At 58.7% G+C, this 22,683-nt stretch carries 21 protein-coding genes and 1 riboswitch; of the genes, 6 read left to right on the forward strand and 15 right to left on the reverse strand.

The window, feature by feature from the left end; genetic code table 11:
* Positions 1-7 precede the first annotated feature (7 nt).
* The 5 genes from GS611_RS12665 (at position 8) to GS611_RS12685 (ending at position 4,173) form a co-directional block, all read left to right on the forward strand.
* Positions 8-673, forward strand: coding sequence for a D-lyxose/D-mannose family sugar isomerase (locus tag GS611_RS12665; protein ID WP_171636152.1), 666 nt, complete (start codon positions 8-10; stop codon positions 671-673).
* A 99-nt stretch (positions 674-772) separates the two neighbouring features.
* A riboswitch (cobalamin riboswitch) is annotated at positions 773-970 on the forward strand.
* Positions 971-1,067: 97 nt separating this feature from the next.
* On the forward strand, positions 1,068-1,424 hold the full coding sequence (locus GS611_RS12670; protein WP_171636155.1) for a DUF1636 domain-containing protein: 357 nt from the start codon (positions 1,068-1,070) through the stop codon (positions 1,422-1,424).
* Positions 1,421-2,194: an ABC transporter ATP-binding protein gene (locus tag GS611_RS12675; RefSeq protein ID WP_171636157.1), complete on the forward strand. Its 774-nt coding sequence runs from the start codon at positions 1,421-1,423 to the stop codon at positions 2,192-2,194. Before GS611_RS12670 ends, GS611_RS12675 begins: the two co-directional genes overlap by 4 nt.
* A 16-nt stretch (positions 2,195-2,210) precedes the next feature.
* A complete protein-coding gene (locus GS611_RS12680) occupies positions 2,211-3,161 on the forward strand; it encodes an ABC transporter substrate-binding protein (protein ID WP_245223510.1) in 951 nt (316 codons plus the stop codon).
* Between the two features lies 1 nt (position 3,162).
* Positions 3,163-4,173: an iron ABC transporter permease gene (locus tag GS611_RS12685; RefSeq protein ID WP_171636159.1), complete on the forward strand. Its 1,011-nt coding sequence runs from the start codon at positions 3,163-3,165 to the stop codon at positions 4,171-4,173.
* A 23-nt stretch (positions 4,174-4,196) separates the two neighbouring features.
* Here GS611_RS12685 and GS611_RS12690 read toward each other — a convergent pair whose 3' ends face one another.
* The 6 genes from GS611_RS12690 to GS611_RS12715 form a co-directional block, all read right to left on the reverse strand.
* Positions 4,197-4,976, reverse strand: coding sequence for an inositol monophosphatase family protein (locus tag GS611_RS12690; protein WP_171636161.1), 780 nt, complete (start codon positions 4,974-4,976; stop codon positions 4,197-4,199).
* Positions 4,977-5,242: 266 nt separating this feature from the next.
* Positions 5,243-7,687 carry an FAD-dependent oxidoreductase gene (locus tag GS611_RS12695; RefSeq protein WP_171636163.1) on the reverse strand — a complete coding sequence of 815 codons (2,445 nt, stop codon included), beginning with the start codon at positions 7,685-7,687 and terminating at the stop codon, positions 5,243-5,245.
* An 8-nt stretch (positions 7,688-7,695) separates the two neighbouring features.
* On the reverse strand, positions 7,696-8,577 hold the full coding sequence (locus GS611_RS12700; protein ID WP_216598272.1) for a phosphotransferase: 882 nt from the start codon (positions 8,575-8,577) through the stop codon (positions 7,696-7,698).
* A 1-nt stretch (position 8,578) separates the two neighbouring features.
* Positions 8,579-10,570, reverse strand: coding sequence for a proline/glycine betaine ABC transporter permease (locus tag GS611_RS12705; RefSeq protein ID WP_171636165.1), 1,992 nt, complete (start codon positions 10,568-10,570; stop codon positions 8,579-8,581).
* Entirely contained in the window at positions 10,567-11,589 is a 1,023-nt protein-coding gene (locus GS611_RS12710; protein ID WP_171636166.1) for a glycine betaine/L-proline ABC transporter ATP-binding protein, read from the reverse strand. The genes GS611_RS12705 and GS611_RS12710 overlap by 4 nt, the downstream gene beginning before the upstream one ends.
* 74 nt (positions 11,590-11,663) lie before the next feature.
* Complete coding sequence (locus GS611_RS12715) at positions 11,664-12,608, reverse strand: ABC transporter substrate-binding protein (protein WP_171636168.1); 945 nt, start codon at positions 12,606-12,608, stop codon at positions 11,664-11,666.
* 217 nt (positions 12,609-12,825) lie between these two features.
* On the opposite strand from GS611_RS12715, the gene GS611_RS12720 reads away from it, so the two are divergent.
* Positions 12,826-13,599 carry a DeoR/GlpR family DNA-binding transcription regulator gene (locus GS611_RS12720; RefSeq protein ID WP_171636170.1) on the forward strand — a complete coding sequence of 258 codons (774 nt, stop codon included), beginning with the start codon at positions 12,826-12,828 and terminating at the stop codon, positions 13,597-13,599.
* A 4-nt stretch (positions 13,600-13,603) separates the two neighbouring features.
* Here GS611_RS12720 and GS611_RS12725 read toward each other — a convergent pair whose 3' ends face one another.
* The 9 genes from GS611_RS12725 to nadA form a co-directional block, all read right to left on the reverse strand.
* A complete protein-coding gene (locus GS611_RS12725) occupies positions 13,604-14,359 on the reverse strand; it encodes a methyltransferase (RefSeq protein ID WP_171636172.1) in 756 nt (251 codons plus the stop codon).
* The gene (locus GS611_RS12730) at positions 14,356-14,976 is read right to left on the reverse strand and encodes a DUF452 family protein (RefSeq protein WP_171636174.1); all 621 of its coding nucleotides are present in this window, start codon (positions 14,974-14,976) and stop codon (positions 14,356-14,358) included. The genes GS611_RS12725 and GS611_RS12730 overlap by 4 nt, the downstream gene beginning before the upstream one ends.
* Positions 14,973-16,259 (reverse strand): adenosylmethionine--8-amino-7-oxononanoate transaminase, encoded by a 1,287-nt coding sequence (gene bioA, locus GS611_RS12735; protein ID WP_171636176.1) that lies wholly within the window; start codon positions 16,257-16,259, stop codon positions 14,973-14,975. The genes GS611_RS12730 and bioA overlap by 4 nt, the downstream gene beginning before the upstream one ends.
* Complete coding sequence (gene bioD, locus GS611_RS12740; RefSeq protein ID WP_171636178.1) at positions 16,256-16,876, reverse strand: dethiobiotin synthase; 621 nt, start codon at positions 16,874-16,876, stop codon at positions 16,256-16,258. Before bioD ends, bioA begins: the two co-directional genes overlap by 4 nt.
* Positions 16,873-18,006: an 8-amino-7-oxononanoate synthase gene (locus tag GS611_RS12745; RefSeq protein WP_171636180.1), complete on the reverse strand. Its 1,134-nt coding sequence runs from the start codon at positions 18,004-18,006 to the stop codon at positions 16,873-16,875. The genes bioD and GS611_RS12745 overlap by 4 nt, the downstream gene beginning before the upstream one ends.
* Positions 18,003-18,983: a biotin synthase BioB gene (bioB, locus tag GS611_RS12750; protein ID WP_171636182.1), complete on the reverse strand. Its 981-nt coding sequence runs from the start codon at positions 18,981-18,983 to the stop codon at positions 18,003-18,005. The genes GS611_RS12745 and bioB overlap by 4 nt, the downstream gene beginning before the upstream one ends.
* A gap of 115 nt (positions 18,984-19,098) precedes the next feature.
* Positions 19,099-19,947, reverse strand: coding sequence for a carboxylating nicotinate-nucleotide diphosphorylase (gene nadC, locus GS611_RS12755; protein ID WP_171636184.1), 849 nt, complete (start codon positions 19,945-19,947; stop codon positions 19,099-19,101).
* The gene (locus GS611_RS12760) at positions 19,944-21,512 is read right to left on the reverse strand and encodes an L-aspartate oxidase (RefSeq protein ID WP_171636186.1); all 1,569 of its coding nucleotides are present in this window, start codon (positions 21,510-21,512) and stop codon (positions 19,944-19,946) included. The genes nadC and GS611_RS12760 overlap by 4 nt, the downstream gene beginning before the upstream one ends.
* Before the next feature lie 6 nt (positions 21,513-21,518).
* Positions 21,519-22,568: a quinolinate synthase NadA gene (gene nadA, locus GS611_RS12765; protein ID WP_171230399.1), complete on the reverse strand. Its 1,050-nt coding sequence runs from the start codon at positions 22,566-22,568 to the stop codon at positions 21,519-21,521.
* Positions 22,569-22,683: the final 115 nt, after the last annotated feature.

Consider the following 22,683-nt stretch of genomic DNA (forward strand, 5'->3'; position numbering starts at 1 on the left):
CGGCATGATGAAACGATCCGAAATCAACCGTATCAGGACCCGGGCACAGGCGTTCATTCAGTCCTTCGGTGCCGTGTTGCCACCCTTTGCGGATTGGTCGCCCGAGAAAATGCGCAGCCCTCTGGCCGAAACGATCCGCAGCCGCGGGCTGGGATGGGACATTACCGATTACGCCCAGGGCCGTTTTGATGAACTTGGACTGTTTCTATTCACTTTGCGCAATGGTGAGGCGAAGGATCTGAAATCCGGGCGCGGGATGCTCTATGCGGAAAAACTGTTGATCTCGAGAGAAAATCAGCTTTCTCCGATGCACCGGCATATCATCAAGGCAGAAGACATCATCAACCGGGGCGGCGGCGATCTCGTTCTGGAAATCCATGCGTCGGATCCAAACGGTGGCGTCGACCGCGACAACCCGGTGACGGTCCCAAGCGATGCCTGCCCTGTAACCTTGCAACCCGAAGAGCACTTGCGGCTGAAGCCGGGGCAAAGCGTAACTCTGATGCCCGGCATCTGGCACGCTTTCTGGGCCGAGCGCGGTGATTGCCTTATTGGCGAGGTATCGACCGTGAATGACGACCGAACGGACAATGTGTTTGAAAAGCCAATCCCACGGTTTTCAAAGGTTGAGGAAGATACCGAACCGGATTTTCTTCTTGTATCAGACTATTGACACCGTTCGGTCCGGGCTGGCGCAGCAGGATCGCTGGCTCAACCGTTGCAATTCCGTCCACCACCCTTTCGCCTGCCGCTTGACAAGTCAGGCGTAGCCGGACTAGCTGAGCGGGATGGTTCCGTAAGAGATGAAAATGGGAACACGGTGCGGCGCTGGAATGTGCCAAGTCCGTGACTGCCCCCGCAACTGTAAGCGGTGAGCGACGCCACTTCACCACTGACCCAAAAGGGTTGGGAAGGTCGGCCAAGCAACGACCCGCAAGTCAGGAGACCTGCCATCACACTATGAACCAACCCGAGGCGGGGCGTCTCGGAAGGAGGCTTGATGGCGCGTTTGCGTAATATCCGGGTATGTGCCCTCTGTCTGCATCTGGCAAACGACGGAGAAGGCAATGACCTGCTATTCTGATCACTACGTTCTGATCTGTTCAACATGTCAGGGGACGATGTCTGCCGAAGCCGCACAAGACGCGCTGGATGCCCGGTTGCCTGACGGTTTTGAAACCCGAATGGTGGCCTGCATGGCAGGTTGTGAACGGGCCATGACCGTCGGATTTCAGGCCCCGGGCAAAGCGCAGTACCTGTTTGGCGATATCACGACATCCCGCGATCTGTCTGCCTTGGTCGAATTTGCGATCCAGTTCGGCGACAGCGACGACGGCTGGACCAGTGCCTCGGACCGCCCCCCTGCCCTTTTCGCAAAGACCTTATCGCGAATTCCCGCTTTACCTTTCGGGGGGTCATCATGAGTTTTCTGATTGCAGAGAATTTGGAATACTACGCGCTCAATGGCGACATCCTGTTGCAGGATGTGTCCTTTCGTCTGGAAGAAGGATCAATTCTGGCAATCGCCGGGCCGAACGGCGCCGGCAAAACCACTCTGCTGAAACTGCTGTGCGGGATTGAACGGATTGCGTTGGGCGATGTTTGGATAGAAGGACAAAGCCTTCGGACCCTGTCCGCCCGCCAACGTGCCCGCTCCATTGCTGTGGTCGGGCAGCAGGAAATGCCCGACGGGCGGATGCGCCTGCAAGACTACGTTGCGCTGGGGCAAATCCCGATTCAGGGCGAACATTCGGTGACTCAGCACAGGGCTGATCTTGAACGGGTGCTGACGACGACCGAGCTGTTGCATTTTGCCAACAAAACGATGGGTCAACTGTCCGGCGGAGAACGTCAGCGCGCGCACATCGCGCGCGCGCTGGCCCAGAACCCGTCCTTGCTGTTTCTGGACGAGCCAACCAACCATCTGGACCCCGATGCCAAGGGGCACATGCTGTCTCTGGTCGCTGATCTGGGGGTAACGGTCGTCATGATCGTCCATGATCTGGTCATGATCCCGGAATTCGCCACCCATGTGGCGTTGATGAAAGCCACGCGCCTGACGGGGTTCGGGCCTGTTGGCGAAGTTCTGACCCCAGACCGGGTAAGTGAGACATTCGGCGTGGATTATCTGTGCTTTCAGCACGAAGGCCGCATGATCCCCGCACTGGACATCCGAAAACGGAAACTGTCATAATAACAGGAGCTTACATATGATGCAGAAACTCTGGCCGGTGGTTGTCTTCGCTGGCTTGGCAGGTGGCGTGGCAGCGGAAGCCGTCACCGTGGACAATTGCGGCGAACCGCTGGTTTTTGACTCGGCGCCGGAACGTCTGGTCGTGCATGATATGAACATGGCGGATATGGCCTTTGCACTCGGCCTTCAGGACGAGATCGTGGGACTTACCGGGATTTCGGGCTGGTACAAAACCAGCCCTGACTTTGATGCTCAGCGCGGCGACATCCCAGAGCTTGCCCCCAAATACCCGACGATTGAAAACCTTGTGGCCGTCGAACCTGATCTGTTTTTTGCCGGTTGGTACTATGGCATGAAACCCGGCGGAGATGTCACGCCCGACACGCTGGAACCCTTTGGTATCAAGACCATGATCCTGACCGAAAGCTGCGTGCATCTGGACGAGGATCGCCCCGAAGCCAGCATGAACCTGTTGTTTGATGACGTTCTGCGCCTGGGCAAGGTCATGCAGGTCGAAGACAAGGCCGAGGCGCTGGTTGCCGGCTGGAAGGACAAGTTGTCCGCCATTCAAGCAAAAACAGCCGATCTGGAAAAGCCGCGGGTATTCCTGTTGGACGGACCGGCCGATGCTCCGTTTACCGCCGGCAAGTTCGCCATTCCCGATGCGATGATCGCAGCCGCTGGCGGTGAGAACGTAACTCATGATCTGGATACCAGCTGGGGCCGCACGTCGTGGGAAGCTGTGGCAGCGGCTAACCCGGAATTTCTGGTGCTGCTCGACTATCAGTCCGGCAACGGCGCAGAGGACACTTTCCAGTTCCTCAAGGATCACCCGGTGATGTCACAAACGGACGCGGTAAAGAACGAGCGCTGGATTGGCCTGCGTTACGAAGAGCTGACTCCCGGCCCGGCAAATATCGAGGCGATCGAGAAGATGGCACAGGCGATGCACCCGGAGACCAACTGATATGGTCCAATTGGGCCGTTTGATAGTGCTGGGGGCGGTTGTTCTGACCGCCCTTTTGCTGTTGTCGATCGTCTATGGGACCACCCCAATCCCCGTGCGCGAAGTCTTTTCGGCCATCGGCCTCGGAACCGGTATGGTGGAAGGAGACATGTCGCCCTTGCACCGGATCGTCTTCGACCTTCGCCTGCCCCGCGCCCTGTTTGCCGCCGTGATTGGTGCGGGTCTGGGCGTCGTTGGTGTCGTTCTGCAAACAACGACGCGAAACGATCTGGCAGATCCGTTTCTGTTCGGTCTGTCCTCGGGTGCTGCTGCCGGCGCCGTTCTGGTGATCACCGTCACAGGGGATGTTCTGGGAATCTGGACGTTGCCGCTGGCAGCATTTTGCGGTGGCCTGATCGCGTCCGGCATTGTTCTGGCGCTGGTTCAGGGCTTGCGTACGAGCGCACCCGAAAAACTGATCCTGGCTGGTCTGGCGGTGTCCTTTCTGTTTTCCGCAATCACCAACTACCTTATTTTCTCTGGCGACAATCGCGCGGCTCATTCGGTGATATTCTGGATGCTTGGCGGCCTGGGACTGGCAAGATGGGAAACATTCCCGCTTGTCCTGATCGGACTGGGCCTGATCCTGAGCTATTCACTTTATCGCAGTCGGTGGCTTGACGCGCTGCTGACCGGGGATTTCACAGCCTCGTCACTGGGTATTCCCGTTCAAGGTCTGCGGTTCAGCATGTTTTTCGTTGCCGCTTTGGCGACGGCCAGTTTCGTTTCAGTTGCCGGTGTCATCGGCTTTGTCGGGCTGATGGTGCCTCATATTGCACGCGGCATCGCCGGTACTCTGCACCGAAACCTGCTGATCGTCTCGGCGATCGTGGGCGCGATTCTGCTGACATTGTCCGATATCTTGTCACGCCTTCTTCTGGCCCCGCAGGAGTTGCCCGTCGGAATCGTCACAACGTCAATAGGATCACTTTTTGTCTTTTTGTATTTGTTCAAATCTGATCGCGGAAGCTAGTTTTCCAAGGTTGCGCAACACTTTCATTTCTCAGCATTGATGAGGTCAAGCAGTTCAGCATGCAGTTCAGGGGTTGCGGCGGAAACGACCGCGCCATCTGAATCGAGGGTCAACGCATGCCCCTGCCAATCGGTCATCACTCCGCCAGCAGCCGTGATCAGAGGTGAAAGCGCCAGATAGTCATAAGGTTGCAGATCGTAATCCACCACAGCATCGACATGGCCCGAAGCAAGCAAGGCATGGGGGTAACAATCATAGGCAAATCGGCGCGTCTGCCCTGCATTCATCAACCGGTTGAACAGGTCAGGATGGTCGCAAAAAATCTTGTCGCCTTCATTCACATACAAAACCGAATGATCCAGACGCGTGGTGTGCGACACCTCTATCGGCCGCCCGTTCAGGCTGGCCCCGTTACCAACCACACCCAAATAGGTCTCATGCAAGGCCGGCATTCCGACCAGCCCCAACCGAGGGCGCCCATCCACAAGGTGCGCCAAAAGGAACCCGAACAAAGGATGGCCGGACAGAAACGAACGGGTTCCGTCAATCGGGTCAATCACCCACATATGACGCCCGTCGCCTGCTTCTTGCCCGTGCTCTTCGCCAAAGATGCCGTGTCCGGGAAAATGCTGTTTCAGGTAGGTACGTACTTCTGCCTCAACTGCCTTGTCGGCCTGCGTCACCGGGCTTTCATCCTGTTTGAATTCAATGCCCAAAGACCCCCGAAAAAAATGCATCGCGGATTCCGAGGCAATATCAGCAATCTTCATCGCATGCTCAGTCAACGCATCTGGGGTTACCATTTCCGGTCCTTTCGGCTGAAGTCATCCAATCTCCGACGGATGAAAGGTTGTTTACCCTGAAAGCTGAATGAGAAGTCTTGCAGTTCAGTTTTCAGATGGGCATGAGGTGTGACAATACTGAAACTTTATCAATGGCTTATGGATCGAAACCCGTCAGATTCGACGAACTTTCGCACATTCGGGGCGGATTTGCCCTGTTTGCATGCTTTCCCCGTGTGTTCCGATCGCTGTGCGTGTGTCTGTTGATCAGCTCTTGCACCCTCGGGTCAGGTCTTCACCCGGCTCATCTGCGGGTCGTAAAGCGGTTGCAGCGTCACTTCGCAAGGAACCCTCTGAGTGGCGACATCCAATTCATATGTCCCTGATGTGACGTATTGTGCGTCGACACCGTTGGCGTTTCGGATGTAACCGTAGCCGATCGACTTTCCGACGGTGTAACCATAGCCGCCCGAAGTCAGCCATCCGACCCTTTCGCCATTCCGATAGATCGTTTCACGCCCCAGAAGAACAACCTCGGGGTCAACCGTGAAACATGCCAGCATCTTCTTTACGCCGCCGGTTTTTTGCGCCTCAGATGCGGCGCGCCCTTTGAAATCAGTATTTTTCCGGAGTTTCACGGCCCAGCCCAAGCCGCTTTCGAACGGCGTATGATCCGGCCCGATATCCGAGCCCCAGGCGCGATAGCCTTTTTCAAGACGCAGCGATTCAATCGCCCTGTAGCCCGCATTGATCAAACCATGCGGGCGCCCTGCCTCCGTCAAGGCGTCATACACGGTCTGTGCATATTCCACCGGCAGGTGCAGTTCCCAGCCCAGCTCACCCACATAAGTCACGCGCAGCGCCTTGACCGGGCACCCCGCGATCCCGATGGTGCGGATCGTGCCAAACTTGAATCCGCTGTTCGAGACGTCATCGCGCGTCACCGCCGCCAGAATCTCACGCGATTTTGGCCCCATCAATGACAGAACCGCATTCGATGAGGTGATATCGAACAGCTGGCAATTCATGCCCTCGGGAATGCTGCGGTTGATCCAGTCGAGGTCATGCGTGGCATAGCCGGTGCCGGTGACAATATAGAACTCATCATGGGCTACGCGCCCAACAGTCAGGTCACACTCGATCCCGCCCTTGTCGTTCAGCATTTGGGTATAGACAAGCGCACCAACCGGCTTGTCCACATCATTGGCACAGATCCAGTTCATCGCCGCCAAAGCATCCGGGCCCTTGAGGGCGAATTTGGCGAAAGAGGTCTGATCGAACAACACAGCCGCTTCGCGTGCCGCTTTATGTTCGCGCCCGACAGCATCGAACCAGTTCTGGCGGCCAAAGCTGTATTCATCCTTGGGCACCTCGCCCTTTGACGCGTCCGCGTACCAGTTGGGGCGTTCCCAGCCCAGTTTCTCGCCAAAACACGCGCCCTGCTTTTTCAGCGTATCATAAAGCGGCGATTTTCGGCAGGGGCGGCCCGAGTCATGTTCCTCATGCGGCCAACCCATCGTGTAGTGTTTGCCATATGCCTCGACGGTACGTGTGCGAACCCAGTCGGTGTCGAAATGCGGGCGGCCAAAGCGGCGGATATCGGCGGACCACAGGTCAAAGGGGGGTTCTCCCTTGTGGACCCATTCAGCCAGCGCCATGCCCGCCCCGCCACCAGCGGCGATGCCGAAGGCATTGAAGCCTGCACCGACGAAAAAATTCCTCAACTCGGGCGCTTCGCCGATGATGAAATTGCCGTCGGGCGTGAAGCTTTCCGGCCCGTTGGTCAGCGTCTTGACGCCAGCGTTCTCCAACGCGGGCACGCGCCCCAGCGCAAGTTCCATCAGCTGTTCGAAATGATCGAAGTTGCTGTCGAGAAGGGTATAGTGGAAACCTTGCGGAATACCCTTGGTGGCCCAGGGGATCGGGTTCGGCTCATAGCCGCCCATGACCAGACCTCCGACTTCTTCCTTGTAGTAAGTCAGCCGGTCGGGATCGCGCAGAGTGGGCAGATTGCCGGGCACGTCGAAAGGTTCTGTCACCATGTACTGGTGCTCCATCGGAACCAGAGGAACGTTGACGCCAAAGCGGCTGGCAAAGGTGCGGGACCATTGCCCGGCGCAGCAGATCACTTTTTCACACTCGATCCGACCGTGTTCGGTGATTACCGCACGAATTTTGCCATCTGCGATCTCGATATCGGTGACTTTGGTATCTTCGAATATCTTCGCCCCGGCCATGCGGGCGCCCTTGGCCAATGCCTGCGTGATATCTGACGGGTTCGCCTGACCGTCTGTCGGCAGGTAAGCCGCGCCGATCACGTCAGAGACATCCATCAAGGGCCACAGCTCCTGCGCCTCGGATGGGGTCAGAAGCTGCATGTCCAGACCAAAGGAATGCGCCGTAGTGGCCTGGCGTTTCACCTCGGTCCAGCGCTCTTCGTTGCAGGCCAGACGCAAGCCGCCGTTCATCTTCCAGCCAGTGCCAAGCCCTGTTTCCTCTTCGATCTTGTTGTACAGATCGACGGAATAGCCCAGCAATTGCGTGATATTGGCGTTCGAACGCAACTGTCCCACCAGCCCTGCGGCGTGGAAGGTGGTGCCCGAGGTCAGTTTCCTGCGCTCCAGCAGCACCGTATCCGTCCAGCCCAGCTTGGCCAGGTGATAGGCGGTCGAGCAGCCGATGATCCCGCCACCGATAATGACGGCTTTGGCTGTATTCGGAAGGTCGGTCATGTCTGTCCTCAGGTGTTTTTGAAATCGGTTAGGGCTGCGCGGAACCGCGCCAGGTTTTCAGCTGTGTAGGCTGCGTAATCAAAGTCGATATCCGAGGTGATCTCGGACACCATGCTCCACATGGTTTCCCGCAGCAGCGAGGCGCATTTCATCGCCGCATAGCGGTGGCGCAGATCGTCGGCGACCGGGGCTTCAAAATAGCTCTCCAACACCCAGTCTTCCTGTTCAGGCGACAGGCCATTGTTCGACGCCAGCCCGCCCAGATCGAACAGCGGAGAATTGAACCCGGCATAGTCGAAATCGATCAGCCAAAGGCGGTTGCCGTCGTTCAGAAAGTTGCCACAGAGCAGATCGTTATGGCCAAACACCATGTCATACGGGCCGGCCTCGCGTTCCAACGTAGCGCCTGCATCGATCAGGTCAGGGATCAGCGTTGTATGGACACTGCCGCGTTCAGTGAGTGTCGCGGCATAGTCGCGGATGACGTGGAACACCCAGAACACCAGCGATGGACCGCGCAGGTGCTTCGGTACCTCGGCATGGCACGCCTTAACCAATTCCAGCACGCGCGGCAGCATATCCGGGTTGCGGACATCTTCCTCGGTCAGTGTACGGCTTTCGATGAACTCTAGCACCGTCAGATCGCCTGACGAGTGTACAACCGCTGGCGACAAACCCGCCGCATGGGCGGCTTTGCTGGCGGCCAGCTCATTGAACCGCATCACCTGATGCAGGGGGATGTCGTCGCCTACACGCACCACATAAGACCCGCTGCCATCCGTGACCTTGTAGTTCACATTGGTTATGCCACCGGTCAACGGAGCGGCCTCGATCTCTCCCTGCCAGATCGGCAGAGCGCGGATGCGGGTCATCAGGTCGGGATGGCTCATATCAACTCTCCAGTCCAAAGCGGATGCGGGCCTGACGGGCACTGGCATTGATCAACCGATCGGCGATGATGGCGATGAAGGCAATCGACAGGCCGGCCACCAGACCACGGCCGGTATCGGCCTTGGTCAGGGCGATATAGACCTCCTGCCCCAGATCGCGGGTGCCGACGAGGGCGGTGATCACCAGCATCGACAGCGCCAGCATGATCGTCTGATTGACGCCCAGCAGGATTTCAGGCAACGCCATCGGCAGGCGGATATGGCGCAGCAGTTGTCTGCGGGTGCAGCCCGAAACCAGACCCGCCTCGATCAGTTCCTCACTGACCGAGCGCACACCATGGGCGGCATAACGGACCGCCGGGGCCAGCGCATATAGAACGATGGCAATCAGGGCGGTGAAATCGCCAACCCGGAACAGCATGACGACAGGGATCAGGTAAACAAAGCTGGGCAGGGTTTGTAGCGTGTCGATCAGCAGGTTGATGGCCGTCCCAGCGCGTTTGTTCAGTGCCGCCAGAACACCCAGAGGCACCCCGATCAGCGTCGCCAGAGTGACAGATGCGCCGCACAGATAGACCGTCACCATCGCCTTGGACCACAGGCCCGACACAAGGATCAGAGAGGCCATTCCTCCGCACAACAGTGCCAGACGCCAGCCGCCCGCGTGCCAGCCCAACAGGGTCAGCATTGCAATGGCCCATGGCCACGGGATGCCTAGCAGAACCGTTTTGATCGGGATCATGAACCAGGTCAGGAAGAAAACCTTGATGGCCTCGAACGTGTCGAAATAGTTGACGTTCAGGTATTCGACCGTGTTGTCCCAGAACGCGCCGGTGGTGATGGTCTGATTTTCAGGATATTCCAGCAACAGAGGCGAGAACTGTCCCAGCACCCAGGTCAGCAGCATCAGAACCACAACCAGAACCGTCCGGCGATGACGTGCGATCCACGAGCCGGGGACCTCATGATGCACCTGCCCCATCCGTTCGGCAAAGGCCTGGCTCAGACGGTCGACGGCGATGGCCAGTACCACGATGGCGATGCCGGCTTCGAACCCTGCCCCAATGTCCAGACGGCGCAGCGCGGCGAGGACGTCAAAGCCCAGCCCCCCAGCCCCGATCATCGAGGCGATGATGACCATGTTCAGAGTCAGCATGATCACCTGATTGACGCCCACCATCAGGCTGTGGCTGGCCGAGGGCACCAGCACGCGCCACATCAACTGCCGCCGGGTCGTGCCCGCCATGCGTCCGAAATCCAGAATCTCAGGATCCACACCTTTCAGCGCCAGCGTTGTGATCCGCACCATCGGCGGGGTCGCATAGATGATCGTCGCGACCAAGGCAGAGATCGGGCCAAAGCCAAACATGAACAGGATCGGCACCAGATAGGCAAAGATCGGGATCGTCTGCATCAGGTCCAGGATTGGTGAGATGATCTTTTCAAAAAGCGGATGGCGATAGGCGAGAATGCCCAACAGCAACCCTCCGCCCGCGCCAATCGGCACCGCGATCAGGACCGAGGCCAGCGTCACCATGGCGCTGTCCCATTGTCCGAAAACTGCAAGATAGACGAAGCAGGCCCCGACCAGAGCGGCCAATCCCCAGTCACGGCAGTATTGCCCCAAGGCGACAACGGCGGTGATGACCACGATCCAGCTGATCGCAGGCAGGATGACCTGCGCGTCATTTCCCTGACCGCTGACAAAGCCGTCGGCCAGCAGGGCCAATACCAGATTATAGGGCTGCTCGATCAACCACGCGATGGCGCGGGTGACATCGGTGAAGGACACTGGCCCGATGGCGGCATCCTCGATCAGCCATGTCATCGCCGAGGAAATGTAGGTTTTGAACGGGATCACCCAGGCCGAAGGGAACTTGGTCAACCAGCGCGCATCCAGCGCCTTGCTCAAATCACGACCGAAATAGCCAAGCACGATGGTGACCAGAACAAGCAGCAGAATGGCCATCTGGCTGCGGGTCAGGCGGATCATGCCATGTCTCCGCCGCCGAACAGCACATGCGCAACGGCCTTGCGGTCAATCGCTCCGACGGGCTGGCCCTCTGCATCCACGACGGGGATCGGCGCATCTGCCGCGATAATCCGTTCCGCCACGTCCGAGATGCGCGTGGATTGAGAGATCGGATCGCCCTCGCCCACAGCGCCGTAGGTCATGACACCGCCGACGGTCAGGACCTTTGAACGGGGAATATGTTTCGTGAATTCAGCCACATAGTCGGTGGCCGGGTGCATCACCAGCTCTTCCGGCGTGGCGATCTGGATCACCTCTCCGTCCTTCATGATGGCGATGCGGTCGGCCAGGCGAACGGCCTCTTCGAAATCATGGGTGATGAAAACGATGGTCTTGTGCAACCGCTCCTGCAACCGCAGGAATTCATCCTGCATCTCGCGCCGGATCAGCGGATCGAGGGCCGAGAACGGCTCGTCCAGAAACCATAGATCAGGCTCGGTCACCAAGGAACGGGCAATGCCGACGCGCTGTTGCTGGCCGCCGGACAGCTCACGCGGGTAATAATCCTCGCGCCCCTTCAAACCGACCAGTTCCACCACCTCGCGGGCCTTGGCCTCGGCTTCGGGTCTGGGTGTGGCCTGAATCGTCAACGGAAACATCACATTCTGCAAAACGGTCAGATGCGGCAGCAACGCGAAATGCTGGAACACCATGCCCATCTTGTGACGCCGGATTTCGATCAGCTCATTCTCGCTGGCGCGCAAGAGGTCAGCATCGTCGAACAGAACTTCTCCGGCGGTTGGTTCGATCAACCGGGACAAGCACCGTACCAGAGTGGATTTGCCGGACCCCGACAGGCCCATGATGACGAAAATCTCACCTTCCGAGATCTCGATATTGGCGTTGCGCACTGCGCCGATCACGCCTGCCTTGCGAATTTCTTCTGCCGTAGGTTCGGGGGTTGTCCGCAGCAACCGATCTGCGTTGGGGCCATAAAGCTTCCAGACGTTTCGGCACGACAGTTTGGTCTTGGGGGGCATCAGGGTGGTCCGGTTCGTTCGCGAAAAAGGCCAGAGCGGTCCGAGAGAGCGGCAGGCCCGCTCTGGCCAGTGGATTACTTCGAGATCCAGCCGGACCAGCGGTCTTTGTTGGTCTCCATCCACTCTGCAACAACGCTGTCGATTTCCACGCCGTCCAGATCGGCCTTGCCAACCATGGCGCTCATTTCATCATTGTTGATTTTGTAGGCTTCAATGATGTCATAAGCGCCCGGCCATTTTTCTTGCAGGCCAGACCAGGCTGCTTTCCAGATCGGGCCACGCGGCTTGCCGCAATCATAGGCCATGTTCGGGTTCACACCAACCGAAGGGTCGCTGTAACACTCTGGCGTAAATGGCGGAAACTCGACAAACTCGCCTTCGTATTTCGCCGGCGCCCAATGTGGGACATAGACCCACAGAACAATTGGATCCTGCCTTTGATAAGCGGATTCCAATTCTGCAAACAGGGCCGCGTCGGTGCCCGCATGGACGACTTCGAAATCCAGTTCAAGCGCTTCGACACGCTCGTCATCGAAGCCACCCCAGGTCACCGGGCCGCCGACATAACGCCCGTTCGGAGCAGTTTCCGCCGTCGCGAATTCCTCGGCGCAGTCTTTCAGCGCCTCCCAATTCGGCAATCCCGGGCACCGTTCCTTCATGTAGCTGGGATACCACCATTCTTCGATCGCCATCAGGCCGGTTTCGCCGACATTGACAACCTTGCCGGTGCCGGTTGCCTCGTCCAGCGCTTCGCGCCCGGTGGTTTCCCAGATTTCCATTGCCAGATGCAGGTCACCCGTTTTCAGACCGGCGAACTGAGCAATGTAATCCGCCTGAACATATTCAACGTTGTACCCGGCTTCTTCCAGGATCGAACCCATGATCTTGGTATTGATCAACTGCCCCGACCAGTCGTGCAGCGTCAGTTTGATTGGGTCCGTGGACTCAACAGCCCCAGCAGTTGTTGCGGCTCCGGCGGCCATGAGGGCCAGCGCGGAAATTCCCATTTTACAATTCATAACACCTTCTCCCTGTCGTGATTTTTTTTGATGAATCGGTGGTATTGAGTATAGACGACCACATCGTGGGGTTTTGTGTCAATAAAAACCACGTAAAGCCACATAAATTCCTGCTCGAGGCAAGTTTCAACGGCTTCTCTTTGGTAGAACGTTGCTTTATGTGGGTATTGTGGTATGGCTTAACGTCCCTTATGACGATGCCATCAGAGCGCGAAACATGAACCTGCCGACCACAAACCAACGAGAAGAAGAAATCCTGCGCGCCCTTTTTCGCGCGGGCGGTTCGTGCCGCGTAAGTGTTCTGGCGAATGAACTTGGGGTCAGCCTGGAAACCATTCGGCGAAACGTCCGCAATCTGGAAGAGCGCGGCATCGTGCGCAAGGTCCATGGCGGGGTTCATCTTCTCGAAGACATTCTTGAACCGTCGCTGCAAAGCCGCCTGGACAAGAAGGTTGACGCGAAAGAGAAGCTGGCGAAGGCGGTTGCGGAGGTCATCAGTGACGGAGACTCCGTTTTCCTCGATATCGGCTCTACTACCGCTTATGTGGCGCAGGCACTTTGCAACCACAGTGACCTCTTTGTCGTGACGAACTCGGTTTTTGTTGCTCAGGCATTGGCTTCAAGAAACAACAACCGGGTCTTCCTGGCTGGTGGCGAGCTGCGGTCGCACGATGGGGGCGCATTTGGTATTGAAGCTCAGGACCTGATCAAACGTTTGAACGTCCGTTTCGCCGTTCTTTCAGTCGGGGCGGTCAATGCGGACCCGGGCTTTATGCTGCACGACCTGCAAGAAGCAAACCTGGCCCGCGTCGCCATTCGAAACGCACAGGTCCGCATTGTCGTGGCCGATGGCGAAAAGCTGGGAAAGCGCGCGCCGGTCACATTGGAACCTGCCGACAAGATCAATCTGTTCTTTACCGATGTGAACCCGCCCGAAGACATCTGCCAGATGCTGTCGGCAAATGAAATCGACCTTGTCGTCGCCGAATAAGCGCCTAACGCTTTTCGGCAATGACCCAAACCGGGTGGTAAGTCAGAGGAACCCTGCCGTCTTCTCCGAACTTTTGCACGTAGTCAGCTTCGAACCGGGCCAAGGTGGACCGGGTCCATGCACCCTGAGCCCGGCCATTTACCCCTGTACTGCGTAAATGCTTCAGCACATCTCTGGGTGTGTCAAAATAGGATGGCCGAACACTTTGGCCAACCGTCAGAATCTTGAACGGCCCATCTATGGCGGTTGCAAGGGCGTCAGGCAGGCATAGGCCCGGTGCACGGGCTGTCGATCCGATTTGCGCAAGCTCTTGATATTGCAATGGACCAAACCCGGAAATCGCCAGCCACCCTCCGGGTTCAAGCGCCTCGGCAACCTGTTGCAGCAAACCGGCCGGATCCTCCATCCATTGGATCATCGAGGCCGATGCGACCAAATCCAGCTTTGCGGGCCATTCGACCAGGCGGACGTCTCCGTCAACGAAAGCCGCATTTTCCGCATCTGCCGTCGCCCGAGCCTGCGGCGCGATATCGTTCAGGTGAAGATCGGGAAGATCAAAGTTCTGCCGCAGCAACCGGGTCAGATGGCCAGTGCCGCATCCCAGCTCGAACGCCACATCAAACCGGTTCGGCGCGCCAACCCGGCGCATCTCGGAAACCAGCTTGCGGGCAACCCAGGCCTGCTGGCTGGCTGTATCGTTGTAAGTCTGGAAGCTTCGGCTGAAGCTTCGCTGCACCTTGTCTGCCAATTGCGCGGTCATGACATCCACTCCGCCCAGCTTTGCCCCGGTTGGAAAGGTACATGCGGAGCAGCGACGCCCTTGACCACATCCGGGGGCGCGGCCCAGGCTATCCTTTGAGCATTGGACGGAATGATCCGGTCCCGCTCTGATATCCAAACCCGATCAAAGCCGGGATCAGGCGCCGAGCCGCGTTCGATTACCGCGTGAAGTTCCTTTCTTGCCTGCTCGATGTCCAGTTCAGGTACGTCAGCAGACAGTCCGGCGCGTCGGCAAAACTTGACGAAACTTGCCGAAGACAGCTGATCCGCCGTGGCCCGGACAATATCGGGCGCGATGCCCCGGCCTGCGCAGGCAGGATGCAACGTACCGCTGACGGCAACCAGCCGGTCAGGGCGAAACCCTGTGCTGGCCAACCAATGGGCCGCGGATGCGACGCCGAAAGAGAACGCAAGCATTTCGACTCGGTCATACCCGGCCAGATCGGGCAAGGGATCATCGAGCCGGGTATAGTCATCCACCAGCAGAACAGATCCGCCTCCGGTCAGCCCGCGGAACGGGGCAGAACCCAGCGCCCACCCCCCGAAGACCAGTGTCAGCTTGCTGTCATCCGATTGCGCCAGCCACTGGTGTCTCATTGCTTCCCCCCGGCCAAAGCGACCATCGCGCTGGTGATCCGGCCGAGCTCATCAGGTGAAACAATGTAAGGCGGCATACAATAGATGTTGCGCGCAAAGGGGCGCAGCCACACTCCGGTTTCAGGGGCCAGCCGATGAGCGACCGAAGGATCAACCGCTTCCTTCATTTCAATAACGCCAATGGCGCCAAGAACCCTGACATCTGCAACGCCCGGCAAACTGCGCGCTGGCTCCAGTTCGGTCCGCATCTGGCGTTCGATATCAGCCACCTGGCGTTGCCAGTTCCCCTCGGCCAGAAGTCTGAGGCTGGCCGAACCTGCGGAACAGGCCAGAGGGTTGGCCATATAGGTCGGGCCGTGCATGAACACTCCGGCCTCACTGTTGCCAATGCCATACGCCACCTGCTTGCTGGTCACGGTAGCAGCAAACGATATATGCCCCCCGGTCAATGCCTTACCCAGACAAATAATATCCGGGGTTATGCCCGCATGATCGGTGGCGAACAGCTTGCCGGTTCGGCCAAATCCGGTTGCGATCTCGTCAAAAATGATCAGCACGTCATGGGCATCGCACATGGCGCGTGCCGCGCGCAGCCATTTGGGATGATAGAAATACATGCCCCCGGCGCCTTGAACCACGGGTTCAAGGATCAGGGCCGCGAGGTGATCGCCCTTTTCGGCCAACAGTCGTTCCAGCGCCTCCAATCCGTTCAACGCGCTATCTTCGGGCCAGTCATCCCCCAACCGAACCTGGGGACGCGGCAGGAAGTGCTGGATCGACAAAGCCCCCCGGAACAGCCCGTGCATACCCGTCACAGGGTCACAGACGCTCATCGCTTTCCACGTGTCACCGTGATAGCCGCCCCGAATTGTCGCAAATTCGAATTTGCGGGTGCGGCCATGGGCCATTTGATACTGCACCGCCATCTTCATCGACACTTCGACCGAAACAGACCCACTGTCGCAATAGAAAATGCGGTCCAGCCCTTCGGGCAACATGTCGACCATCCTGCGCCCCAGATCAATGGCCGGATGGTGCGTCAGCCCTCCGAACATCACATGAGGCATCTTGTCCAGCTGGGACTGCATGGCGGACGTAATTTCGGGATGCTTGTGGCCGTGGATGGCGCACCACCATGACGACATGGCGTCTATCATCTTTGCGCCGTCCTCCCGATAGAGATACACGCCCTCGGCCCGGTCGATGAGATGCATCGCGCCGGGATCGGCCACGTTGGTATAGGGATGCCAAAGGTGGTTGGCGTCAAACTCCAGCGGGGTCACAGAAACCTCCGTATGGTCGCCACGTCTATGGACGAGAAGGCATCTGACAAGCTTTGCTGCGTCAGGTCTCCAAGATAAGGCAGGCGTCCGAGGTGTCGCACCTTGCTCATTTCGACGATGGTTTGTTCCACGTCGGGCTCCGGATCTCCGACAAAGGCAACGCCGACCACTTCGCACCCAGCGCCTCGGAGTGCCATCAGGGACAACGTAGTATGGTTGATCGTTCCCAACGCCGTGCGCGCGACCAGAACGACCGGGGCCTGCCATTGGGCAATCAGATCCAGATAGTAGGATTTGCGGTTCAGAGGCACCATCAGCCCCCCTGCCCCTTCCACAACCAGCGGCCCCTCAACCTGCGGCAGCGCTAGCCGGGACAGATCGATCTCTATGCCCATATCTTCGGCAGAAAGATGGGGTGAGGCGGGCATGTTCAGGCGATACGCCTCGGGCAACACGTCCACGCCGGACAAGGTGCAGACGGTTTCCGTGTCCGTTGCATCCTCGAGCCCCGATTGAACCGGCTTCCAGTAAGTGGCGTTCAGGGCCGCCGTCAGGCCAGCCGAAAAAACTGTTTTTCCGACGCCCGTGTCGGTTCCGACAATGACCAGAGCGCTCATGCGGCCTCCGACTGATGGCTGGAGATGGTTGCAAACAGGGCCGAAATGTCCTCAGGACTGACATTCCCGGTGATCGAGACGCGTAGACGGGATGTGCCTTTCGGAACGGTAGGCGGGCGAATGCCGCGAATGTCAAACCCCTGATGTTGCAAAGCCTGTGCCATCGCCATCGTGCGGGCCTCGTCCCCAAGAACGACGGGAATGATCTGGCTGTTCAAGGCCGCGTCAGGCAACCCAGTTTCACGGGCTGCATCATGTGCATGGCGCAGACGTTTGAGTGCAGCAGTGACCAAATCGTCATTCCCGGCCAGTTCACGCAGGACGGCCCGTACCAGCGCAGCATTCAGAGGGGACGGCGCCGTTGCAAAGATAAAGGGCCGTGCGCGGTTGATGAGGGTATCGATCATCGCCCGCGGGCCACAGATCAGCCCGCCGGAAACTCCAAGCCCCTTGCCGCAGGTGTGCAGGGTCAGAAGGTCAGCGTTCAGATCATGCGCCAGACCTTTGCCATTTGCCCCGAAAACGCCGGTTGCGTGCGCCTCATCCACGATCAGAACAGCTTGGACTTCACGCGCCAGACATAACAAATCTTCCAGCGGAGCCAGATCGCCCTCCATGGAATAGACGCTTTCAACGGCAATCCACACCTGACCCTGCCCACCAGCGGATCGCCATTCGGTCAGAACGTTGCGCGCATCCGCGACGTCGTTGTGACGGAAAGCGCGCAGATCCGCTCGGCTGGCGCGCATCCCTTCATGGGCGCTGGCGTGAACCAGTTCGTCATACAAAACCAGATCCCCGGCAGCCGGCAGCGTGGAAAAGATTGCCTGATTGGCCTGAAACCCCCCGCCCATGAACAATGCGGCCTCGGCCCCAAAGAACGCAGCTGCTTCGTGTTCCAGCGCCTCATGCTCGGGGTGATTTCCCCGCAGCAGCCGCGAGCCACCCGAGCCCACGGGCACGCCGCGCGCCAGCGCGGCCTGTGCGGCCTCTTGCAACAGGCTTGACCTGGCCAAGCCCAAATAGTCGTTGGACGCAAAATCCAGCCCGCGCGCCGGGATCAAAACCCGGCGGCGGTGCCGGGCTTCCAGCGCACCCAGCATGGATTCCAGTCGTTCGACTGCTTTCATTCGGCGGCTTCCGTGCGTTTATGGTCTTCAGCCGTTTCGGCCTGAAGGCCCAGTTTTGCAAACAGGATCGAGTCGGTGTCTTCTTCGGGGTTTTCCGCCGTCAAAAGAGTTTCACCGACAAAGATGGAATTTGCTCCGGCGAAGAAGCACATCGCCTGCATCTCGTCGCTCATGTCGCTGCGCCCGGCGGACAACCGAACATAGGCTTTGGGCATCAGGATGCGAGCGGTTGCGATGATCCGCACAAAGTCGATTGGATCAACCGGTTCCGCATCAGCCAGCGGGGTATCCGCCTGTGGCATCAGCATGTTGATCGGCACCGAATCCGGCGGCGGGGTCATGTTGGCCAAAGTCAGCAACATATCGATACGGTCGCCAGTGTGTTCACCCATCCCCAGAATACCACCCGAGCAGACCTTGATCCCGGCTTCTTGCACCCGGGTCATCGTGTCGATCCGGTCCGCGAAAGTACGGGTTGTGATCACTTCGGAATAATAGCGTTCGGACGTGTCGATATTGTGGTTGTAATAGTCCAACCCGGCATCGCGCAGCTGAACGACCTGGGTGTCATCCAGCATGCCCAGCGTCATGCAGGTTTCCATGCCCATCGCCTTGACGCCTTCCACCATGGCAACCAGGGCAGGCATATCGCGCGGCTTGGGCTCGCGCCAGGCGGCCCCCATGCAGAACCGGGTCGCGCCACCGTCGCGGGCCTTTTTGGCCTCGGCCAGTACACGCTGAACCTCGATCAGTTTCGATGCAGGCAGGGTGGATCCGTTGCGGGCCGATTGCGAGCAATAAGCGCAATCCTCGGCGCACCCGCCGGTTTTGATCGACAGCAGTTTAGAGGTCTGGATCTTGTTCGGATCAAAGTTCTCGCGGTGCACGGTCTGTGCCCGGAACAGAAGGTCCATCAACGGGAGGTCATGAACAGCTTGCGCAGACTTTCGGGTCCAGCCGGAATGAGGGATGATCATTTTATCTATAAAACTTCCTGCAGCTTGCGTTGCCGAGGATTTATTATCGATAAAATCTGAAGGCGCAACCGTGTTGGCGCAAACGATCCCAAATCAAGCGGAAATGCCGCGCTTTTCAGAAATCAAGACCAAGATCAACGGTTCGGGCGGAATGCGTCAGCGCCCCGGACGAGATGTAATCGACCCCGGACGCCGCAATTGATGCAACCCGGTCCAACGTCACATTACCGCTGGCTTCGGTCTTCATCCGCCCGTCCACCATGGCAACCGCTTCGCGCAGCATCTCGTCATCCATGTTGTCCAGCAATACGACGGACGCGCCGCCAACCTCGAGCACTTCCGCCAGCTGGTCCAGTCGATCGACTTCGATCTCGACGGCCATCATGTGGCTGGCTTGCGCTTTGGCGGCCTCAAGAACCTGACGCACACCCCCGGCAGCGGCAATGTGGTTGTCCTTGATCAGGATCGCGTCGGACAAAGAGTAGCGATGATTGAAACCGCCGCCATGCAGCACGGCCTGTTTTTCGACAATGCGAAGTCCGGGCGTGGTTTTGCGGGTACAGGTCATGCGGGCATTCGTGCCCTTTGTCTGCTGAACAAAGCTGGCAGTTTTTGTGGCAATACCGGTCAGACGACCGGCAAAATTCAGCGCGACCCGCTCACCCGAAAGGATCGAGGCGGCAGAACCTTTGATGGTCATCAGCGTGTCGCCGCGCCGACAGGGCTGGCCATCCTTGACATGCGCCTCAACCTCAAGCGTCGGGTCGACCAGCCGGAACGCAATCGTCGCCACCTGCATGCCCGAAACGACGGCATCCTCACGCGCATTCAGCCGGGCCGTATAGGTCGCGTTCGGCGGGATCACGGCGCGGGTGGTCACGTCACCGTATGCTCCCAGATCCTCCATCAACGCCGCGCGGATGACAGGTTCGAGGATCAGATCGGGCAGGGTCGCAAAACTCATGATATTTCCTTGCAGGCTTCGGCGCGAATGTGCAGCGCGTCGCTAAGATACATCCGGGATCGTTTGCCGGGGCCATCGGCAGTTTCCGGAAAGTCGGATCGCTCATGCGCGCCGCGGCTTTCTTCGCGCTGCAATGCCGCCGCGGCGATCAAGGTTGATGTGGCACACATGTTTCTGAAGGACGGGCATGTGCCATGCTGCTCTTCGAGCGTGGCAATCCTGCGCAATGCCCGGCATAACCCGGCGCGGTTCCGGACCACGCCAACATCGCGCGACATGGTCGTGCGCAACATACTGACCGCTTCAGACGTATCGGGGATGTCAGCTTGATCAAATTGAAGGGCCACAGGTTCCGACGCGGAAGTGTCCGGAATCGAACGCGCAATGTCCTCGGCACAGATGCGTGCAAACACCAACGCTTCGAGCAAACCGTTCGAGGCCAGCCGGTTGGCGCCGTGCAGGCCGGTCGAAGACGCCTCGCCGCACACCCACAACCGATCCAGCGTCGCGCGGCCATCAGTGCCTGTGGCAATCCCGCCCATGTGGTAATGCGCTGCCGGAGCAACCGGGATCGCGTCCCGGACCGGATCGATTCCGTTGCGCGCGCAATATGCGGCAACCGCTGGGAAAAGTTCGTTGATTTGCGCGCCCAAAGCCTTGCGGGTGTCCAGCATCGGGCAGTTGCCGGCCTGTACTTCGGCAAAAATCGCCCGGGCCACAACGTCGCGCGGGGCAAGCTCGGCATCAGGGTGAACGGCCTGCATGAAACGCTCGCCGTACTTGTTTATCAGTATTGCCCCTTCTCCGCGCAAGGCCTCGGTCGCCAGCGGGGCCGGGTCTTCACCCACGTCCATGGCGGTGGGGTGGAACTGCACGAATTCGGCATCGGCGATCAGCGCCCCCGCCCGTGCGGCCATTCCGATGACCTGCCCCCGGATGCGGGCCGGATTGGTCGTCAGGGCATAAAGCCCGCCAGAACCGCCGCCCGCCAACAATACGGCAGGTGCACGAAGCGTCACGGACGCAGATCCGCTTTCCGAGGCATCCTGTAAAACCACGCCCAACACGCGCCCTTCCGTCACTTCCAGCGCAACGGCAAGGACCCCCTCCAACACCTGCACCGACGGAGTTTCGCGCACTCGTTCGATCAGGGCGGCCATGATTTCACTGCCTGCCTGATCGCCCTTTACCCGCACGACGCGGGCAAAACTGTGCGCGGCTTCTCGGGACAGGACATACCCGCCACCCTCGGTGCGATCAAATGGTGTGCCCAAAGTGGTCAGGTCCAGAATATAGTCCCGCGCTTCTCGGGTCACCAAATCCGCAACGTCAGGTTCGACGGTGCCTGCCCCGGCATTGACGGTATCAACGGCGTGGCTTTCCGGGCTGTCGGCCAGGTCCATCGCCGCCGCCACGCCACCCTGCGCCCATGCCGAACTTGCACCTTCGCCCAAAGGTTCAGGCGAGATGATCACCACCGGTCGCGGCGCCAGTTTCAGCGCAGCATAAAGCGCGCCAATCCCGGCCCCGACAATAATGACGCGATCCGTGGTGATGTCGGTCATTACCGATCAGATGCCAAGCTTGCGGGACAGATCAATCATCGCCTGTACAGATTTGCGGGCCTTCTCTGCCACGTCTTCGGCGACCTCGACCTGGCCTTCCATCGTGTGCAGAGCATAGAGGATCTTTTCCAGCGTGATCTTTTTCATGTACGGGCACATATTGCACGGCCCTACGAAATCGACCTCGGGCAGTTCATCCGCGATGTTCGACGCCATCGAACATTCGGTGATCAGCATCGCCTTTTCGGGTTTCTCATCATGCACATATTTGATGATCCCGCTGGTTGAACCGGAATAATCCGCCTCGGCCACCACATCCGGCGGGCATTCCGGGTGCGCAATCAGGCGCGTTCCGGGGTTCCATTCCCGGAAGTCGCGCAGGTCCTGTGCGGTGTATTGTTCATGCACGATGCAGGAACCGGGCCAATACACCACGTTCTTGTGGCTTTCATTGGCCACGTTTTGAGCCAGATATTGATCCGGCGTCATGATGACCGTGTCGCTCTCCATGGCATTCACGATCTGCAAGGCGTTCGACGAGGTGCAGCAGATATCCGAGGCCGCTTTGACCTCGGCAGTGGTGTTCACGTAAGACACAACCGGCGCACCGGGGTATTTGGCCCGCATTTCGTCGATTCCTTCGGCAGTAATCGATTCTGCCAAAGAACAGCCGGCATCCATGTCGGGCATCAGAACAGTTTTCCCGGGGCTCAGAATTTTCGATGTCTCGGCCATGAAATGAACCCCGGCCTGAACGATCACATCCTCTTCCACCTCGCTGGCCTTGATCGCCAGTTGCAGGCTGTCACCCACGAAATCGGACACACCATGATAGATTTCCGGTGTCATGTAATTGTGCCCAAGGATCACGGCGTTACGCTCTTTCTTGAGCGCGTTGATCGCCCGCACATAGGGCGCATAGATCGCCCAATCCGGCGGGCTGATCACACGATCCATACGGGCAAACGTGTCTTTCATCTCATTGGCCAACGTGGCCGATGGGGCGAGGTCATAGACGTCCGAAAGAACAGTGCGGACTTGTGCAATATCGAGCAACGGGCGAGCCACCTTTGTCAGTTGTCGTTAGCCTGGCGGGCTGCTTAACGGCTTAGCCCTAGCGGAAACATCCCCGGTTCGAAACCGGAAAATGAGACGTTAGCGCTAAGCCATG

The sequence above is a fragment of the Ruegeria sp. HKCCD6119 genome (assembly GCF_013110585.1).
In the GTDB taxonomy this organism is placed as follows: Bacteria; Pseudomonadota; Alphaproteobacteria; order Rhodobacterales; family Rhodobacteraceae; genus Ruegeria.

What these genes read in the sequence shown, in the direction of transcription:
- GS611_RS12665 (WP_171636152.1), top strand. Translation starts at nt 8, where the DNA reads ATGAAACGATCCGAAATCAACCGTATCAGGACCCGGGCACAGGCGTTC.
- GS611_RS12670 (WP_171636155.1), top strand. Translation starts at nt 1,068, where the DNA reads ATGACCTGCTATTCTGATCACTACGTTCTGATCTGTTCAACATGTCAG.
- GS611_RS12675 (WP_171636157.1), top strand. Translation starts at nt 1,421, where the DNA reads ATGAGTTTTCTGATTGCAGAGAATTTGGAATACTACGCGCTCAATGGC.
- GS611_RS12680 (WP_245223510.1), top strand. Translation starts at nt 2,211, where the DNA reads ATGATGCAGAAACTCTGGCCGGTGGTTGTCTTCGCTGGCTTGGCAGGT.
- GS611_RS12685 (WP_171636159.1), top strand. Translation starts at nt 3,163, where the DNA reads ATGGTCCAATTGGGCCGTTTGATAGTGCTGGGGGCGGTTGTTCTGACC.
- GS611_RS12690 (WP_171636161.1), bottom strand. Translation starts at nt 4,976, where the DNA reads ATGGTAACCCCAGATGCGTTGACTGAGCATGCGATGAAGATTGCTGAT.
- GS611_RS12695 (WP_171636163.1), bottom strand. Translation starts at nt 7,687, where the DNA reads ATGACCGACCTTCCGAATACAGCCAAAGCCGTCATTATCGGTGGCGGG.
- GS611_RS12700 (WP_216598272.1), bottom strand. Translation starts at nt 8,577, where the DNA reads ATGAGCCATCCCGACCTGATGACCCGCATCCGCGCTCTGCCGATCTGG.
- GS611_RS12705 (WP_171636165.1), bottom strand. Translation starts at nt 10,570, where the DNA reads ATGATCCGCCTGACCCGCAGCCAGATGGCCATTCTGCTGCTTGTTCTG.
- GS611_RS12710 (WP_171636166.1), bottom strand. Translation starts at nt 11,589, where the DNA reads ATGCCCCCCAAGACCAAACTGTCGTGCCGAAACGTCTGGAAGCTTTAT.
- GS611_RS12715 (WP_171636168.1), bottom strand. Translation starts at nt 12,608, where the DNA reads ATGAATTGTAAAATGGGAATTTCCGCGCTGGCCCTCATGGCCGCCGGA.
- GS611_RS12720 (WP_171636170.1), top strand. Translation starts at nt 12,826, where the DNA reads ATGAACCTGCCGACCACAAACCAACGAGAAGAAGAAATCCTGCGCGCC.
- GS611_RS12725 (WP_171636172.1), bottom strand. Translation starts at nt 14,359, where the DNA reads ATGACCGCGCAATTGGCAGACAAGGTGCAGCGAAGCTTCAGCCGAAGC.
- GS611_RS12730 (WP_171636174.1), bottom strand. Translation starts at nt 14,976, where the DNA reads ATGAGACACCAGTGGCTGGCGCAATCGGATGACAGCAAGCTGACACTG.
- bioD (WP_171636178.1), bottom strand. Translation starts at nt 16,876, where the DNA reads ATGAGCGCTCTGGTCATTGTCGGAACCGACACGGGCGTCGGAAAAACA.
- GS611_RS12745 (WP_171636180.1), bottom strand. Translation starts at nt 18,006, where the DNA reads ATGAAAGCAGTCGAACGACTGGAATCCATGCTGGGTGCGCTGGAAGCC.
- bioB (WP_171636182.1), bottom strand. Translation starts at nt 18,983, where the DNA reads ATGATCATCCCTCATTCCGGCTGGACCCGAAAGTCTGCGCAAGCTGTT.
- nadC (WP_171636184.1), bottom strand. Translation starts at nt 19,947, where the DNA reads ATGAGTTTTGCGACCCTGCCCGATCTGATCCTCGAACCTGTCATCCGC.
- GS611_RS12760 (WP_171636186.1), bottom strand. Translation starts at nt 21,512, where the DNA reads ATGACCGACATCACCACGGATCGCGTCATTATTGTCGGGGCCGGGATT.